Origin of the sequence: Nocardia sp. NPDC127526 (assembly GCF_042672265.1) — a bacterium.
Taxonomy (GTDB): domain Bacteria; phylum Actinomycetota; class Actinomycetes; order Mycobacteriales; family Mycobacteriaceae; genus Nocardia.
The window spans coordinates 92,987-109,472 of sequence record NZ_JBHXVO010000021.1 but is presented as its reverse complement, the minus strand read 5'-3'; the positions used below and the strand labels follow the sequence as shown (position 1 = coordinate 109,472).

At 67.8% G+C, this 16,486-nt stretch carries 14 protein-coding genes, 1 pseudogene and 1 riboswitch; of the genes and pseudogenes, 8 read left to right on the top strand and 7 right to left on the bottom strand.

Going from position 1 to position 16,486, the window contains the following annotated elements:
- Window positions 1-165 precede the first annotated feature (165 nt).
- Window positions 166-1,383: an NADP-dependent isocitrate dehydrogenase gene (locus ACFVIV_RS27860; protein WP_379201259.1), complete on the bottom strand. Its 1,218-nt coding sequence runs from the start codon at window positions 1,381-1,383 to the stop codon at window positions 166-168.
- Between the two features lie 267 nt (window positions 1,384-1,650).
- Window positions 1,651-3,141, bottom strand: a complete 1,491-nt coding sequence (locus ACFVIV_RS27855; RefSeq protein ID WP_379201257.1) for an MFS transporter — start codon at window positions 3,139-3,141, stop codon at window positions 1,651-1,653.
- 134 nt (window positions 3,142-3,275) lie between these two features.
- Between ACFVIV_RS27855 and ACFVIV_RS27850 the strand changes: the two genes are divergently transcribed.
- The 4 genes from ACFVIV_RS27850 to ACFVIV_RS27835 all read left to right on the top strand — a co-directional run bounded on the left by ACFVIV_RS27850 (window position 3,276) and on the right by ACFVIV_RS27835 (window position 6,954).
- Window positions 3,276-3,971 carry a TetR/AcrR family transcriptional regulator gene (locus ACFVIV_RS27850; RefSeq protein ID WP_379201255.1) on the top strand — a complete coding sequence of 232 codons (696 nt, stop codon included), beginning with the start codon at window positions 3,276-3,278 and terminating at the stop codon, window positions 3,969-3,971.
- An 11-nt stretch (window positions 3,972-3,982) separates the two neighbouring features.
- Window positions 3,983-4,093: riboswitch (SAM riboswitch) on the top strand.
- 96 nt (window positions 4,094-4,189) lie between these two features.
- Window positions 4,190-5,515, top strand: coding sequence for a bifunctional o-acetylhomoserine/o-acetylserine sulfhydrylase (locus ACFVIV_RS27845; RefSeq protein WP_379201253.1), 1,326 nt, complete (start codon window positions 4,190-4,192; stop codon window positions 5,513-5,515).
- A gap of 44 nt (window positions 5,516-5,559) precedes the next feature.
- A complete protein-coding gene (locus ACFVIV_RS27840; RefSeq protein WP_379201323.1) occupies window positions 5,560-6,669 on the top strand; it encodes a homoserine O-acetyltransferase in 1,110 nt (369 codons plus the stop codon).
- A gap of 123 nt (window positions 6,670-6,792) precedes the next feature.
- Complete coding sequence (locus ACFVIV_RS27835) at window positions 6,793-6,954, top strand: hypothetical protein (RefSeq protein WP_169814883.1); 162 nt, start codon at window positions 6,793-6,795, stop codon at window positions 6,952-6,954.
- Window positions 6,955-6,962: 8 nt separating this feature from the next.
- Here the strand turns inward: ACFVIV_RS27835 and ACFVIV_RS27830 are convergent, their stop codons facing one another.
- Window positions 6,963-7,280: a DUF3017 domain-containing protein gene (locus tag ACFVIV_RS27830; protein ID WP_379201251.1), complete on the bottom strand. Its 318-nt coding sequence runs from the start codon at window positions 7,278-7,280 to the stop codon at window positions 6,963-6,965.
- A gap of 79 nt (window positions 7,281-7,359) precedes the next feature.
- On the opposite strand from ACFVIV_RS27830, the gene ACFVIV_RS27825 reads away from it, so the two are divergent.
- Window positions 7,360-7,836 carry a tRNA (cytidine(34)-2'-O)-methyltransferase gene (locus ACFVIV_RS27825; RefSeq protein WP_379201250.1) on the top strand — a complete coding sequence of 159 codons (477 nt, stop codon included), beginning with the start codon at window positions 7,360-7,362 and terminating at the stop codon, window positions 7,834-7,836.
- Between the two features lie 115 nt (window positions 7,837-7,951).
- Window positions 7,952-8,563, top strand: coding sequence for a Uma2 family endonuclease (locus tag ACFVIV_RS27820; protein ID WP_379201322.1), 612 nt, complete (start codon window positions 7,952-7,954; stop codon window positions 8,561-8,563).
- A 25-nt stretch (window positions 8,564-8,588) separates the two neighbouring features.
- On the opposite strand, the gene ACFVIV_RS27815 is transcribed toward ACFVIV_RS27820, so the two are convergent.
- Window positions 8,589-8,819: a DUF167 domain-containing protein gene (locus tag ACFVIV_RS27815; RefSeq protein ID WP_379201248.1), complete on the bottom strand. Its 231-nt coding sequence runs from the start codon at window positions 8,817-8,819 to the stop codon at window positions 8,589-8,591.
- A gap of 106 nt (window positions 8,820-8,925) precedes the next feature.
- Between ACFVIV_RS27815 and ACFVIV_RS27810 the strand changes: the two genes are divergently transcribed.
- On the top strand, window positions 8,926-10,029 hold the full coding sequence (locus tag ACFVIV_RS27810; RefSeq protein WP_379201246.1) for an epoxide hydrolase family protein: 1,104 nt from the start codon (window positions 8,926-8,928) through the stop codon (window positions 10,027-10,029).
- 51 nt (window positions 10,030-10,080) lie between these two features.
- On the opposite strand, the gene ACFVIV_RS27805 is transcribed toward ACFVIV_RS27810, so the two are convergent.
- A complete protein-coding gene (locus ACFVIV_RS27805) occupies window positions 10,081-13,476 on the bottom strand; it encodes an error-prone DNA polymerase (RefSeq protein ID WP_379201244.1) in 3,396 nt (1,131 codons plus the stop codon).
- A 255-nt stretch (window positions 13,477-13,731) separates the two neighbouring features.
- Here ACFVIV_RS27805 and ACFVIV_RS27800 point away from each other — a divergent pair.
- Window positions 13,732-14,670: pseudogene (locus ACFVIV_RS27800) on the top strand (SDR family NAD(P)-dependent oxidoreductase); the annotation flags it as partial.
- A 319-nt stretch (window positions 14,671-14,989) separates the two neighbouring features.
- Here the strand turns inward: ACFVIV_RS27800 and ACFVIV_RS27795 are convergent.
- Both ACFVIV_RS27795 and ACFVIV_RS27790 read right to left on the bottom strand, forming a co-directional pair.
- A complete protein-coding gene (locus tag ACFVIV_RS27795) occupies window positions 14,990-15,907 on the bottom strand; it encodes a sucrase ferredoxin (protein ID WP_379201242.1) in 918 nt (305 codons plus the stop codon).
- Window positions 15,904-16,464 (bottom strand): YdeI family protein, encoded by a 561-nt coding sequence (locus tag ACFVIV_RS27790; protein ID WP_379201240.1) that lies wholly within the window; start codon window positions 16,462-16,464, stop codon window positions 15,904-15,906. The genes ACFVIV_RS27795 and ACFVIV_RS27790 overlap by 4 nt, the downstream gene beginning before the upstream one ends.
- Window positions 16,465-16,486: the final 22 nt, after the last annotated feature.

Sequence of the window (16,486 nt, the reverse complement as noted above, 5' to 3'; positions counted from 1 at the left end):
CTGTTCGCGTGCAATCAGCGCAAATCCTCGGACGCTGTCCGCGCCCACCCGGCCATCGGATCACTCCGCCGCCGGGTTTCGGGGGCTGACCCCCATCGGCCCGAGAGGGCCTTCCCTCCTCCTGGGGTTTCAGGGGCTTGCCCCTGAGAGTCCCGAGAGTGGGTATTACCGCAGTTCCCGCGCCAGGTTGGCGTCCAGCACACCCAGGAATTCCTCGGTGGTCAGGTAGCCCTGGTCGCCGCCGACCAGCAGCGCGAGGTCCTTGGTCATCTGGCCGTCCTCGACGGTCTTGATGACGACATCCTCGAGGGTCTGGGCGAAGCCGATGACCTCGGGGGTGTTGTCCAGCTTGCCGCGATGCGCCAGGCCACGGGTCCACGCGAAGATCGAGGCGATCGGGTTGGTGGAGGTGGGCTTGCCCTGCTGATGCTGGCGGTAGTGCCGGGTCACGGTACCGTGCGCGGCCTCGGCCTCACAGGTGCGCCCGTCCGGGGTCAGCAGCACGGAGGTCATCAGACCCAGCGAGCCGAAGCCCTGCGCCACCGTGTCGGACTGCACGTCGCCGTCGTAGTTCTTACAGGCCCAGACGTAGCCGCCCTCCCACTTGAGCGCGGAGGCGACCATATCGTCGATGAGGCGGTGCTCGTAGGTGAGACCGGCCGCGTCGAACTCGTCCTTGAACTCGGTCTCGTACACCTCCTGGAAGGTGTCCTTGAACATGCCGTCATAGGCCTTGAGGATGGTGTTCTTCGTCGACATGTACACCGGGTAGTTCTGCTGCAGGCCGTAGTTCAGCGAGGCCCGCGCGAAGTCCCGGATGGACTCCTGGAAGTTGTACATGCCCATCACCACGCCGCCGTCCTCCGGCATGCGCACCACCTCGTGCTGGATCGGCTCGGAGCCGTCCTCGGGGGTGAAGGTGAGGGTGACGGTGCCCGCCTGGTGCACCTTGAAATCGGTGGCGCGGTACTGGTCGCCGAAGGCGTGACGGCCGATGATGATCGGCTTGGTCCAGCCCGGCACCAGACGCGGGACATTGGAGATGATGATCGGCGCGCGGAAGATCGTGCCGCCGAGGATGTTGCGGATGGTGCCGTTGGGCGACCGCCACATCTTCTTGAGGCCGAACTCCTCGACGCGGGCCTCATCGGGAGTGATCGTCGCGCACTTGACGCCCACGCCGTGCTTCTTGATGGCGTTGGCCGCGTCGATCGTGACCTGATCGTCGGTCTTGTCGCGGGACTCGATGCCGAGGTCGTAGTACTCGAGGTTCACATCGAGATACGGATTGATCAGCTTGTCCTTGATGAACTGCCAGATAATCCGGGTCATCTCGTCGCCGTCGAGCTCGACGACGGTGCCTTCAACCTTGATCTTGGACATGGATCTTCGTGTCCTCCTAGGAAGGTGGTGCTCCCATTGCACGGCCGGTGAGCACCGCTTGTAGCGGACCCCAGCTGTTCAACAGACAACGTATACGCATGGCGCGCGGCACGGGGCCTGTGGTGCCAGGTCCACGTACGCTGTGGCGTCAAGCAAGACAAGCGTACTGCTGCTATGAACCTCACCGCGCGGGCAGCCCCCACTGTGCGGGAAGCCGCCCTCAGTTACTCACGAGTAAGGATCGCCCCTGCTCGAGAGTATGGAACGTCAGCCCATGTGTACGTGTCCGGCACCTTCCAGCAGATTCTCAGGCTTGTCCCGAATCATCAACCAGATGATCGGAATGGTGGCCACGAAGAAGCCCGCTCCGATCAGAAACGAGATGTCGTAGCTGTGGATGGCGGCCCGGGCGGCGAGATTGTCGACGGTCGGATTGTTCTCGGCGTACCGCTCGGCGACCTGCACCGCGATCGTGGTGAGCAGGGCCGTGCCGATCGCGCCGCCTACTTGCTGGGCGGCGTTCAGCAGGGCGCTGGCCACGCCCGAGTCGGCCTCGTCGACCTGATGCAGGGCCGTGGTCTGCATGGCCACGAAGATCGGGCCCATGCCGAGGGCGATGAGAATCATGGCGGGCAGGACGCTGGTGGCGTAGCCGTCGCCGTAGTCCAGCTGTGACAGGTACAGCAGGCCCAGGACGCCGAGCACCGCGCCGGCGATCAGCACCGGGCGCGGCCCGCGCCGCGGCAGGACGGCGCTGGTGAGGCCGGCGGCGATGACGATGCCGATCGGGAAGGGCAGGAAGGCCACTCCCGCCTTCAGCGCCGAGTAGCCCAGCGTGATCTGCAGGTAGAAGCTCAGGTTGAGGAACATGGCGAACATGGCGATGGGGACCAGCAAGGCCACCAGGAACGACCCGCCCCGGTTGATCTCACCCGGAATGCGCAGCGGCAGTAGCGGATTCGCGGAACGGCGCTCGATGGCCACGAAGGCGGCCAGCAGTGCGAGCCCGGCGCCGAGCAGGGCGAGGGTGGTGCCCGCCAGCCAGCCGTCGTCGGCCGCCCGGCTGAATCCGTAGACGATCGAGACCAATCCGAGCGTGACGGTGACTGCGCCGGGCAGGTCGTAACCGCCGGTGCGCGGTTCGGGCACGTCCTTGACCACGAAGGCCAGCCCGCCCAGCACCGCCAGCAGCGCGAAGGGCGTATTGATCAGCAGGGTCCAGCGCCAGTCCGCGTATTCGGTGAGCGCGCCGCCCACGATGAGCCCGATGGCCACCCCGCCCGCCGAGACCGCCGCGAAGACGCCGAAGGCGCGGGCGCGCTCCTTGGCCTCGGGGAAGGTCACCGACACCAGCGACAGCGCGGCCGGCGCCAGCAGCGCGGCGAACGCGCCCTGCAGACCGCGTCCGGCGAACAGCTGCCAGCCGGTTTGCGCGAGCCCGGCCAGCGCCGAGGCCGCGGCGAAGCCGATCAGGCCGATGAGCAGGATCCGGCGCCGGCCCAGATAGTCGGCCAGCCGCCCGCCGAGCAGCAGCAGGCCGCCGAAGATGAGCGTGTACGCCGTCATCACCCATTGCCGGTCGCCGTCGCTGATGTGCAGGTCCTGCTGTGCGAAGGGCAGCGCGATCGTGACGATGGTGACGTCCAGCACCACCATCAGCTGCGCCAGGGCGAGTACGCCCAGCGCCCACCAGCGGGTGGAAGTCGTTGTCTCGATTGGTTTCCGGTCGGCGTCCAGCGCCGCGATCCCGCCGGTCATGGTCATCTCCTCGGTTGCCGGGCAGTGCAGCCCATCGTGTCACCGGGCGACAAATGTCGTCAAGAGAAATCTGTCGCGTTGCGACAGTTGTCAGATGAAGTCACAATCGCGCGAGGTATCGCTAGACTGGACCGATGCTCGGTTTGTCGACGTCGACCACCCGGACCGGACTCCGGGAGCGCAAGAAGCAGCAAACGCGGTCTCGGATCATCGAGGTCGCCCTGCGGTTGTGCGACAAGCAGGGCTTCGACGCCACCACCGTCGAGCAGATCGCCGACGCGGCCGATGTCTCACCGCGCACCGTGAACCGGTACTTCGACTCGAAAGAGGCCATCGTGGTCGGCCTCATCGAGGACTTCGAGGGCGCGCAGGCCGAGGCGCTGGCCGCCCAGCCGCGCACCGGCAATGAACTCGAAGCGCTACGCGCCAGCTTCCTCGCGGTGATCGACCGCATCCTCACCGAGGGCGAACCGATCTCCTTCGAGCAGTTCAAGCAGATGCAGCGGCTGATCCTGGACAACCCCACCGTGCGGGCCCGCAGTTTCGAATCCGTCTCCTTCGAACAGGCCGCCCTCGCACAGGTGCTGGCGGAGCGGCTCGGCGCCGCGCCCGATGCGCTCTCGGTGCAGCTGCTGCTGTCGATCTGGCAGGTCATCTGCCATGCCGGCAAGGAGGACAGCCTGCGGCAACTGCTCGACGGGAATGATCTGGAAGCCATCGCCGCGCACTGCGTGAATCACGTGAACACCGCCTATGCGGAGTACATCCGGGTGTGCGCGGTTCCGAGTGTGTCCGGCCCCACTGCGGGAAGTTCCGAATCCGGCGGTTAGAATCTCGCTCAGGTCAAGAGCATCAGCGACAAGCCCCGGCTCGCTGATCGGCAACCCTCCAGCTGCGGTGGGGTGCTCCGGGTGAGGACCTGGCACTCGAGGGACGAGTGCAAGCGCAACGTAGGAGGCCACCCGAAATGTGTTGTTGTCGAAGCCTATTCGTTTCTCGATAACGTCAGACTTCCGCCTTTCGGCGACCTTTTTTCTTGGAGCAGGACATGAGTGACTCGACCGCGCCCATCGACCCGGCCGACTGGTCTTTCGACACCAAGCAGATCCATGCCGGGCAGGCGCCCGACGCCGCCACCGGGGCCCGCGCCCTGCCGATCTATCAGACGACGTCCTATGCCTTCCGCGATACCGATCACGCCGCCGCGCTGTTCGGGCTCGCCGAGCCGGGCAATATCTACACCCGCATCATGAATCCCACCCAGGACGTGGTGGAACAGCGCATCGCCGCGCTGGAGGGCGGTGTGGCGGCGCTGCTGCTGGCCTCCGGGCAGGCGGCGGAGACCTTCGCCATCCTGAATCTCGCGGCGGCGGGCGACCACATCGTGTCCAGCCCGCACCTGTACGGCGGGACCTACAACCTCTTTCACTACTCGCTGCCCAAGCTGGGCATCGAGGTCAGCTTCGTCGAGGATCCCGACGATCTGGAGCAGTGGCGGGCGGCCGTGCGGCCCAATACCAAGGCGTTCTACGGCGAGACCGTCGCGAACCCGAGCAGTTCGATCCTGGATATCCCGGGCGTTGCTCGAATCGCGCACGCGGCGGGCGTGCCGCTCATCGTGGACAACACGGTGGCCACGCCGTACCTGATCCAGCCGCTGAAGCACGGCGCGGACATCGTGGTGCATTCGGCCACCAAGTACCTGGGCGGGCACGGTTCGGCGGTGGCCGGTGTGATCGTGGACGGCGGCACCTTCGACTGGACCGTGCGCGATGCCGGCGGGCAGTCCCGGTTCCCGGGGTTCACCAGCCCCGATCCGTCCTACAACGGCGTGGTCTTCGCCGAGCTCGGCGCGCCGGCGTTCGCGCTCAAGGCGCGCGTGCAGTTGCTGCGCGATCTGGGCGCGGCCGTGTCGCCGTTCAACGCGTTCCTGATCAGCCAGGGCATCGAGACGCTGAGCCTGCGGGTGGAGCGGCACGTGGCCAATGCCCGGGCGGTCGCGGAGTTTCTGGCCGCCGCGCCGGGTGTGGAATCGGTGTCCTACGCGGGCCTGCCGAGCTCACCCTGGTATGAGCGTGGCAAACAACTGGCACCCAAGGGCGTCGGCGCCATCGTCTCCTTCGAGCTGGCCGGCGGCGTGGACGCGGGCAAGAAGTTCGTGGAGGCGCTGGTCCTGCACAGCCATGTCGCTAACATCGGGGATGTGCGCTCGCTCGTGATCCATCCGGCGTCGACGACCCATTCCCAGCTGACTCCCGAGGAGCAGCTCGCTTCGGGCGTCACGCCTGGTCTGGTGCGTCTGGCCGTGGGCATCGAGGGTATCGAGGACATCCTGGCGGATCTCCGGGCCGGACTGACGGCGGCGGCACGGTGATCGTGAACATCGAATCGAGCACGGCGCGGGAGACGGCGGAAGCACTGCTCCCGCCGTCCGACGGGACGCTCGGCAGCATTGCCATCGGCGCGGTGCGGCTGGAGAACGGGGCCGTCATTCCGGATGTGACGCTGGCCGTGCAACGGTGGGGCGAACTTTCCGCGAATGCCGACAACGTGATTCTGGTCGAGCATGCGCTGACCGGTGATTCGCACGTGGTCGGCCCGGCCGACGTGCATCACGCCCAGCCGGGCTGGTGGGACGGCATCGTGGGCCCGGGCGCGGCCATCGATACCGGCGAATGGTGTGTCATCGCCACCAATGTGCTCGGCGGCTGCAAGGGCAGCACCGGGCCGGGTTCCCTGGCCGCGGACGGAAAGCCCTGGGGCGCACGGTTTCCCGAGATCTCCATTCGCGATCAGGTGACCGCCGAGGTGGCGCTGTTCGATCTGCTCGGCATCGACCGGCTGGCGGCCGTCGTCGGCGGGTCCATGGGCGGCATGCGGGTGCTGGAGTGGATGGTCGGGCATCCGGAGCGGGTGGGTTCCGCGCTGGTGCTGGCCGTCGGCGCGCGCGCCACCGCCGATCAGATCGGCACGCAGACCACGCAGATCGCCGCCATCACCTCCGATCCGGACTGGCAGGGCGGCAACTATCACGGCAGCGGGCGCGCGCCCATGACCGGCATGGGGCTGGCGCGGCGCATCGCACACCTGACCTACCGCACCGAGTTCGAGCTCGACCATCGCTTCGAGAATCACGCCCAGGGCACCGAGAATCCCTGGGACGGTGGGCGATACGCGGTGCAGAGCTATCTGGAGTATCAGGCCGACAAGCTCATCGCGCGCTTCGATCCGGCCACCTACGTACTGCTGTCGGAGGCCATGAACCGGCACGACGTGGGCCGCGGGCGCGGCGGCGTCGAGGCCGCGCTGGCCGCCACCCCGGTGCCGTGCGTGGTCGGCGGTGTGGACTCCGATCGCCTCTACCCGCTGCGCACGCAGCAGGAGCTGGCCGATCTGCTGCCCGGCTGTCGCGGCCTGGAGATCGTGCGCTCGCGCGACGGGCACGACGGCTTCCTCACCGAGACCGAGGCGATCGGCAAGCTCATGGTGGAGACCATGGAGCTGGCACGCGCGGCTCGCGAGCGCTAATTCGAGTCGTGCCCGTTTCGCGCGAATTACGCTGAGGCGCTGCCGGTTTCATGCGGGTGACACATCGGTAACCGTGATCCGATCGCGATCAAATCCGGGCGCGCTGCCGCTAATGTATCCCCCATGACGGCAGCCTTCGATGACATGGATCTACGTGATCTCGTCGATCTGCTCTCCGAGGAGGAGCAGCTCGAGCTTCGCCCCGATATCCTCCGCGTATTACACCGGCTCCCGTCGCAGGAGATCCTGCGCCGTGAGCTCGGCCGCCGCATGACCAAGGTTTAACCCAGCCCCTATGTGATCCCCAGCGGGCTGATGGTCGCCGCCAGCACGATGATCGTCGCGCCCAGGGCCGTCAGCCACGCCACATCGAATCCCTTGCTGCGCACCGCGAGCACGCCCACCTTCTCGGTCGGCAGGAGCATCCGGAAGGCCGCCGCCAGCAGCGTCGCGCCGCCGAAGACATAGGTCCCGCGCCGCCAGCGATCCCAGGCCAGCAGCACCACGGCCACGATCATCACCAGCGCGATCAGAATGATCGGCAGATTCTCCCGCACGAACGCACCGGCGCGGCTGCTGCGATCCTCGGGGGCGGCATGGGCTGGACTCACGCTGCGAGCTTAACCGCCCGCCGCCGCGACGGCCCGACCCACGGCCGGGTCACGAACAGCACGGTCCGTATCTTCTGCAATGCTGATCCGCGTGTTCCATCTCGTGTTCTTCCAGCCGCGCATCCCGCCCAATACCGGCAATGCCATCCGCCTGGCCGCCGGCACCGGCTGCCACCTGCACCTGATCGAACCCCTCGGCTTCGACCTATCCGAGCCCAAACTCCGCCGCGCCGGCCTCGACTACCACGACCTGGCCTCGGTCACCGTGCACGAATCCCTCTCCGCCGCATGGGAAGCCCTCACCCCCGAACGCGTCTACGCCTTCACCGCCGGCGCCGCCACCCGCAATACCGACATCATCTACCTCCCCGGCGACGTCCTCCTCTTCGGCCCCGAACCCACCGGCCTCCCCGACGACGTCCTCGCCGACCCCCGCATCACCACCCAGCTCCGCATCCCCATGCTCCCCGGCCGCCGCTCCATGAACCTCTCCAACGCCGCCGCTGTCGCGGTCTACGAAGCCTGGCGGCAACAGGGTTTTCCCGGCGCGGTGTAGGACAATACGGGCGTAGCCGTCTATTCTGCGTGAACCCAAGGAGGCCGCGGGCATGGCGAAATACCCTGATGACGTGTCCATTCCACATGCCGAACAACCGGGCCTCCCCGAGTACATGACCTGGGAGGAGCTCGAGCAGCTTCCTGAAGAGATTGCGGAGCAGATCGAACTGTGGGACGGCCGGGTGGTATGGCTACGGCGCGGACCGGCCGAGCATCAGACCTTCTCGAATCTGCTGTGGAGCGGGTTACGCAGGTGCGCCCAGTCGGATGTGTCGCAGCACTCCGATCACTGCTGGCGAGTGACCACCGAGACCAATGTCTTTCTCGGCAGCAGCGGAAAGTCCAACTTCCTGACACCCGACTTCCTCGTCCATCGGTGCCTCGGAGCGCCCTACCAGGATGTCCGCGCCACCGACACGCTACTGGTCGGCGAGGTGCTGTCCCCGTCGAACACCCGGACCGATCTCGAAGCGAAGAAGATCCGCTACGCCGGCGCCGGAATCCCTTGGTACTGGGAGGTTCACCTGGATCCGGGCAGCAGTGCAATCGCTGTCGTGCGCGCCTACGCCCTCGAGATCGAGCCCGGTCATCTCGCGGAGGGCGTTCGCCCGCTGCGTCCGGTCAACTACATCGTCGCGGGCGAGTGGACCCCCGCCGACAACAACGGCATCGAATTCGACTTCCCGTTCCCGATCCAGATCCCTTGGGACGAGCTCGCGTTCTGAATCGGCGATACTCACCGCCTGATGATCAGTCGTCGATCTCGAAGCGTTTGAAGCGGGAGGTGGCGCCGGCGGTGAGGCGGACGGAGGTTTTGGCCACGCCGTAGTGGGCGGCCAGAAGTTCGATGGCGGCCTTGTTGGCCTTGCCTTCGACGGCGGGCGCGCGGACGTACAGCTGGAGGGTGCCGTCGTCGAGGGTCTCGACGAGGGGACCCTTCTTGCTGTTCGGCTTGATCGTCGCCCGCACCACCGTCGACACCCTGACTCCTCTCGCTTTCCATCGATTCTCACCCAGGGGTTGAAACGGAATGAATCATTCTGCTAATCTGGAACGGAACAAAACATTCCGTTCCGAGGAGATGGCAATGACCTTCCAGCCCTTCCGAGTCGACATTCCCCAGACCGATCTGGACGATCTGCGCGATCGCCTGGCCAAGGCGCGCTGGACGCCCGCGCTGCCCGGGGCCGGCTGGAGCCGCGGGGTTCCGGTGGACTACCTGCGCGAGCTGGCCGAGTACTGGAAGGACGGATTCGACTGGCGCAAGGCCGAAGCGGAGCTCAACCAGTGGCCGCAGTTCATTACGGAGATCGACGGGCAGCGCATTCACTTCAAGCACATCCGCAGCGAGCGAGAGGACGCGAAGGCCCTGTTGCTGCTGCACGACAACCCCGGCGGCGCCATGGGCCTGCTGGATGTGATCGAACCGCTGTCGCGGGACTTCCATCTGGTGATCCCGTTCATGCCGGGCTTCGGTTTCTCCACCCCGCTGGCCGATACCGGCTGGACCGTTCCGCGCACCGCGGCGGCCTTCGCCGATCTGATGACCCGGCTGGGTTACGAGCGGTTCGGCGCGCACGGCGGCGGGGGCGGCGCGAATGTGGCCATCGAGCTGGGCCGCCAGGCGCCGGATCGGATGGTCGGCCTGCACGTCAATGCCTACGTCGCGTTCCCGGACGAGAATGTCGAGGGCCTGACCGAGGCCGAACAGCAGCGAATGGCGACCATCGACACGTTCATGCGGGAGGGCATGGGCTTCAACATCATGATGTCCACCCGGCCGCAGACCATCGCGCACGGCCTCAATGATTCGCCGATCGGCCTGCTGGCCTGGGTGGTGGAGAAGTTCGAGGAGTGGAGCGATCCGCGCGCCGAGCTGCCCGAGCAGGCCATCTCCAAGGACCGCATGCTCACCGATGTCAGCGTCCAATGGTTCACCGGCACTTCGGGTTCCATCGCGCAGAGCTACAACGATGTGGCGCACGACCCGACGGCCCGGGCGCCCAAGCCGCGGGTGAGCGTGCCGACCGCGTTCGTCGTCGCGGCGGGCGATGTCACGGTGCGCCGCTTCGCCGATCGCGATACCACGGTGGCGCGCTGGACCGAATTCGACAAGGCCGGCGCGTACATCGCCCTCGAACAGCCCGACCTGCTCGTCGGCGATATCCGTGCCTTCTTCGGCGAGCTCTGAGCCGCAATCGAATTCGAGCGGCCGACCCCGGCGGGTCGGCCGTTTCGTTCGTCAGCGGAAGTCGCGGGAGCGGCCCTCGATGCGTAAATCCATGCGCTGCAGGTGATCCGCGACAATGGTGACCGCGCCCTCGGCGTTCTGGACGCGGCCGCGAACCAGCAGGGCGGGCGCGGATTGGGCCAGACGGCGGTAGCGCGCCCACAGGCCGATCGAGCAGACCACGTTCACCATGCCGGTCTCGTCCTCGAGATTGAGGAAGGTGACCCCGCCGGCGGTGGCGGGGCGCTGCCGGTGGGTGACCGCGCCGCCGACGAGAACCCTGGTGCCATCGCGAATATCGAGCAGATGCGCGGCGGGGACCACGCCGAGGGCGTCGAGGCGGTCGCGGAGGAATTCGGTCGGGTAGCTGGTGGGCGAGACGCCGGTGGCCCAGACGTCGGCGGCGGCCAGTTCCAGTTCGCTCATGCCGGGCAGGGCGGGGGCGTCGGTGGCCGCGCCGGTGCCCGGAATGCGATCGGGGCGTTCGCCCGCCGCCGCACCGGCCGCCCACAGGGCCTGGCGGCGGGTGATGCCGAGACTGCCGAGCGCGCCCGCGGTGGCCAGCGATTCCGCTTGCGGGACGGTCAATTCCACGCGGCCGGTGAGATCCAGGAAGGACCGGTAGGGGCCGGCTGCGCGGGCGGCGACGATCTGCTCGGCCAGCTCGGCGCCGATGGAGCGGACCGCGGCCAGGCCGAGCCGAACTTCCATCCCACGCTGCTCCAGGGTCGCCTCGGCCAGGCTGTGATTGATATCCGGGCCGTGCACCGCCACCCCATGCCGCCGCGCATCGGCCACCAGCGACTGCGGGGAGTAGAAGCCCATCGGCTGGGCGCGCAGCAGGCCCGCGCAGAACGCCGCCGGATGGTGCAGCTTGAACCACGAGGAGTAGAACACCAGCGAGGCGAAGCTCTGCGAATGGCTTTCCGGGAAGCCGAAATTCGCGAAGGCGTACACCTTCTCGTAGATGCGGTCGGCGATCTCGCCGGTAATGCCGTGCAGGTCCTGCATGCCCTGATAGAAGCGGGCGCGCAGGCGTTCCATCTTCTCCGTGGAGCGTTTGGAGCCCATGGCCCGGCGCAACTGATCGGCCTCGGCGGGGGCGAATCCGGCGACGTCGATGGCCATTTGCATGAGCTGCTCCTGGAACAGCGGAATGCCCAGGGTGCGCGCCAGCGCGTTCGCCAGCGCCGGATGATCGGGGACGGCCTTCTCCTGCCCGTTGCGGCGGCGGATATAGGGATGCACGGATCCGCCCTGGATGGGACCCGGGCGAATCAGCGCGACCTCGACCACCAGGTCGTAGAAGTTGCGCGGCTTCAGGCGCGGCAACGTCGCCATCTGCGCGCGCGACTCCACTTGGAAGACGCCCACCGAGTCCGCGCGGCACAGCATGTCGTAGACGGCGGCCTCGGCGAGATCCAGCTTGTGCAGTTCGACGGTCTCGCCCTTGTGCTCGCGCACCAGATCGATCATGTAGTGCAGCGCCGACAGCATGCCCAGGCCGAGCAGGTCGAACTTCACCAAACCCGCTGCGGCGCAATCATCCTTGTCCCACTGCAGCACGCTGCGGTTCGCCATGCGCGCCCACTCGGTGGGGCACACGTCGGCAATGGGCCGATCGCAGATCACCATGCCGCCGGAGTGAATGCCCAAATGCCTTGGCAGACCCTCTAATTCACCGGCCAGGCCGAGCACGTCGCGCGGAATATCGGTGTGCTCCTCCTTCGACACCCCGGTCCAGCGGCTCACCTGTTTGCTCCAGGCATCCTGCTGCCCCGGCGAAAACCCCAGGGCCTTGGCCGCATCCCGGACCGCCGAGCGCCCGCGATAGGTGATCACATTGGCCACCTGCGCCGCGTACTCCCGCCCGTACTTGGCGTAGACGTGCTGAATCGCCTCCTCCCGCCGATCCGATTCGATATCCACGTCGATATCGGGCGGCCCGTCCCGCTCCGGCGACAGGAACCGCTCGAACAGCAGATTGTTCTGCACCGGATCCACATTGGTGATCCCGATGGCGTAGCAGACGGCGGAGTTGGCGGCCGAACCCCTGCCCTGACAGAGGATGTCGTTGTCCCGGCAGAAACTGACGATGTCGTGGACCACCAGGAAGTAGCCCGGGAACTTCAGCTTCTCGATCACCTTCAGCTCATGCTCGAGTTGCTGGTACGCCGGTGCGTTCTCCGCGCGCGGCCCGTACCGCCGCGCCGCGCCCTCGAAGGTGAGCTCCCGCAGCCACGAATTCTCGTCATGTCCTACCGGCACGTCGAACGGCGGCAGCTCGGGCGCGATCAAGCGCAGATCGAATGCGCATTCCCGCGCCAGCGCAACGGCATTCGCCACCGCGCCCGGGCACTGCGCGAACAGCCGCGCCATCTCCGCCCCCGACCGCAGATGTGCGCCGCCGGTCGGCGCCAGCCAGCCCGCCATCTCGTCCAGGCTGGACCTGGCCCGGATGGCCGCCAGCGCCATGGCCCGCCGCCGCTGCGGCGGCGCCGCGAAATGCGCTCCGGTGGTGGCGAGTACCGGTAATCCGACCCGATCGGCCAGGGCGACCAGCCGGGCGTTGCGCTCATCGTCCTCGGGAATCCCGTGATGGGTGAGCTCCACGCTCACATGCTCGCGCCCGAACCGCTCCACCAGCTCCCGCAGGGCAGCCTCGGCCGCGGCGTCGCCCTGCGTGAGCGCCTGTCGCACATGCCCCTTCCGGCAGCCGGTGAGCACATGCCAGTGCCCGCCCGCCGCCGCGGTCAGCCGATCCAGGTCGTAGCGCAGGATCCCCTTCTCCCCCGCCGCCATATGCGCCGTCGCCATCTCCCGCGACAACCGCCGATACCCTTCCTGCCCGCGCGCGAGGATCAGCAGATGCGGACCCACCGGATCGGGCGCACCCGTGCGCGGCGCGGAATCGGCCACCTCCGAACCGAATTCGTCCATCGGTTCCGGTGTCGCCCGATCCGGAACCGCCTTCCCGCGCGGCCGCCGCCCGCGCGGGACGAGGTGCGCCTTGGGCCGGGCGGCGGTACCGAGCGAGAGCTCCGCCCCGAAAACGGTCGGCATACCCCACTCCCGGGCCGCCTCCGCGAACCGCACCACCCCGTAGAACCCGTCGTGGTCGGTGAGGGCGAGCGCCTCCAATCCGAGCCGCACCGCCTCCTCGACCAATTCCTCGGGCTGGCTCGCCCCGTCGAGGAAGCTGTACGCGGAGTGCGTGTGCAGTTCCGCATACGGCACCACCGGCCCCTCCGGCCGGGCGAGCGCCCCCGCCTCGTACTTCTCCCGTTTCCGCGACCAGGCCGGGCTGTCCCCGCCGTCGCCGTCGGGCAGGTTGCGGGCCGGGTCCGGCCGGCCGGAGAGCACGCGCTCCAGCTCCGACCAGGACGGCGGTCCGTTGTGCCAGCCCACGGCACCCTCCTCCAACTGCGACGATCTTCCGGTGTCGAACATACATTCGATACCGACCGGTCTCTACAGAGGGTTGCCCGGCGCGTCGCGATTACCGACGAACGCGCGCAAAGGAGGGTTGCCGGGAGCTGCGACCGACCCGATCTGGCAGCTGAACTTACTTTCAAGTAAGTTCTAGGCAACTCGATTGTCTGCAAGGGAGCAGCGATGGCCGACAACTCTGTTATCGACGACAACGGTTACCTGGCTCGCCGGCGCGCCCGCCGCGATCTGACCGGCAAGCATGTGGTCATCACCGGCGCCTCGTCCGGCATCGGCCGCTCGGCCGCCATGGCCGTCGCCGAGAAGGGCGCCGTGGTCTTCCTCCTGGCGCGTCGCGGCGACGAACTGGCCGCCGTGGTCGACGAGATCAAGGCCGCGGGCGGAAACGCGCACGGCTACCAGTGCGACGTCACCGACGCCGACTCCGTCGAACAGGCCGTCACCCTCATCCTCGCCGAGCACGGCCACGTGGACATGCTGGTCAACAATGCCGGCCGCTCCATCCGCCGCGCCGTGCACCGCTCCACCGACCGCATGCACGACTTCGAACGCACCATGGCCGTCAACTACTTCGGCGCGGTCCGCATGACCCTGGCCCTCCTCCCCCAGATGCGCGCCCGCAAATCCGGCCACATCGTGAATATTTCGAGCGCCGGCGTCCAGGTCGCCACCCCCCGCTTCGCCGCCTACCTCGCCAGCAAGGCCGCCCTCGACAAGTTCGCCGAAGTCACCGCCGCCGAAATGCTCGCCGACAACATCACTTTCACCACCATCCACATGCCCCTGGTCCGCACCCCCATGATCACCCCCAGCGGCGACCAGGGCACCCCCACCCAATCCCCCGAGTGGGCAGCCGCCCTCATAGTCCGCGCCCTCAGCGAGCGCCCCCGCCGCATCGACGTCCCCCTCGGCACCCTCGCCGAATACGGCAACCTGGTAGCCCCCGGCATCAAAGAACGCGTCCTGCACCGCTACTACCGCGCCATCCCCGACTCCCCCGCCGCCAAAGGCGAAACAGTCCCTGAACCAGAGACAACCGACGTCGACCTCGTCACCCCCCAACGCCGCCGCCGCTCGATCCCACCCGCCATCCGCGTCACCGGCACCGCCCTCCGCCGCGCAGCACGACTCGTGCCCGGAACACACTGGTAGATACCAACTCTCGGGACTCTCAGGGGTTCCCCCTGAAACCCCAGAAGAGGGAGGTGGAGGGTCCCTCACCCCCAACAGCGGACTTGGCAACCTCGCCCCCAAGAGCGGGTATGGCTCCGGCATGCCGCAGGACTCCGCACGCCGTAGGACTCTCTGCGCCGTACGCTGCGGGGCGCGGGGCCCGACGGTCCCACTCCCCCAAACGATCCGGCTCCGCACCGACAGTCACGGGGTCGGCCCGGCAACCACACTCCCCCAAACGATTCGGCCCCGCACCGATAGGTGCGGGGCCGGTCGCTTCCGTGCAGGCGACGGATGTTCAGTCCAGTGGGCGGATGGTGTCGGCGACCAGGGCGGTGGCGGGTTTGGGGGGTACGCCGCAGCTGGCTTGGCGCGGGGCGTAGGTGATGGTGCGGGTGGTGACCAGCCAGCGGCGGCCGTCGCGGTGGGTTACCAGGGCCGCGCCCGCGAAGGTGGCCGGGTCGGGGGGCGGTGGGATATCCGGGGCCGGCTCGACTGTGAGGGCATCGATGGCGGCGTCGGAGATGCGCTCGCGGACTGCGATTTCGGCTACTTGTTCGACCGGGGTGTAGTAGCTGCGGCCGCGGAAGCCGGTGAGTGCGACCTCGCCGCGGCGGGCGGTTTCGACCACGGTGGAGGCCGAATCGGGGTTCAGGCGGCCGTAGGTGAGGCCGGTGGGGAGCAGGACCAGGGCGGGGGCGAAGCGGTGGCCGCCGGTGTGGGAGCACTCCCAGACCTGGCCGGGGTGGAAGTGGGCGAGGTGGGCGGCTATGGGGCGGCCCAGGAGGGCGCAGCATTGGTCGCGTTTGCCATGGGCGCAGACCAGGACGAGGGGATCCGTTACGGGAGCGCCGATTCCGGGGGCGGGGCCGTCGAACAGGTTCGGGTCGAGGTCCAGGAGTTGTTTCAGGTCGGTGATTTCGAAGCGTTCGCACCAGGCGTTCCCGGGGCGGGTGCTGGCGATGAGAATCGTTCGGACGCCGGTGAATTCATGGCGTCCGGGGCGGCGGATGAGGGTGGGGCGGGCGTGGGACGCCGTGGTGCGGGCTGCCAGTTCGGCGGTGATCTCGGGGCCGAGGACCGCGTCGGCGATGACGTCGCGGCCCCAGGCGCCGGGCTGTTCGATGCACAGCCAGCTGGTGACGTGGGTGGCGCTGCCGGCGAGCGGAATCTCCTGGGCGGCAGCCGAACACAGTAGGCCCTGAAAATCATTCACAGCGGCTGACCGTCGATCAGCTTGCGGATCAACTGATCCAGGCGGCGGGCCCTGGTCTCCGGGCGCACGGCGCTGCCCAGGTGGTAGCCGACCACGACACGCGATTGGGCAGGCAGGGTTTCGAAGAAGGCGGCGGCCTCCGGATTGGCGGCCAGGGCATCGAGGAAATCCTGCGGCAGATCGCGGCCGTAGGCGCTGTCCCAGCGGCCGTCCGCCTTGGCGCGGTCGATCTCGGCTTGACCGGCGGCATGCATGAGGCCCTGCGCGATCAACTCCTCGACGATCCCCACATTGCGCTGCGACCACGGACTGCGCTGCCGGCGCGGCGTGAAACCCTGCAGATAGAACTCGTCGTCCACGCGCCGCGACTGCCCGTCGATCCAGCCGAAACACAAGGCCTGCCGCAGCGCGCCGTCGTAGTCGAGGGACTCATGCCCCGACCCCTTCTTGGCGAATTTCACCCAGATGCCATCCACCGCGGCGTGATTGGCCGCCAACCACTCCCGAAAAGACTGCTCATCGGCGAAGAACAGCGTGGGACGCTCGAGTCCGGACACGGCTTCACTCTAGATTCCGGCG

Coding starts and splice junctions, on each gene's coding strand:
- ACFVIV_RS27860 (WP_379201259.1), bottom strand. CDS start 1,383: ATGTCCAAGATCAAGGTTGAAGGCACCGTCGTCGAGCTCGACGGCGAC.
- ACFVIV_RS27855 (WP_379201257.1), bottom strand. CDS start 3,141: ATGACCGGCGGGATCGCGGCGCTGGACGCCGACCGGAAACCAATCGAG.
- ACFVIV_RS27850 (WP_379201255.1), top strand. CDS start 3,276: ATGCTCGGTTTGTCGACGTCGACCACCCGGACCGGACTCCGGGAGCGC.
- ACFVIV_RS27845 (WP_379201253.1), top strand. CDS start 4,190: ATGAGTGACTCGACCGCGCCCATCGACCCGGCCGACTGGTCTTTCGAC.
- ACFVIV_RS27835 (WP_169814883.1), top strand. CDS start 6,793: ATGACGGCAGCCTTCGATGACATGGATCTACGTGATCTCGTCGATCTG.
- ACFVIV_RS27825 (WP_379201250.1), top strand. CDS start 7,360: ATGCTGATCCGCGTGTTCCATCTCGTGTTCTTCCAGCCGCGCATCCCG.
- ACFVIV_RS27820 (WP_379201322.1), top strand. CDS start 7,952: ATGACCTGGGAGGAGCTCGAGCAGCTTCCTGAAGAGATTGCGGAGCAG.
- ACFVIV_RS27810 (WP_379201246.1), top strand. CDS start 8,926: ATGACCTTCCAGCCCTTCCGAGTCGACATTCCCCAGACCGATCTGGAC.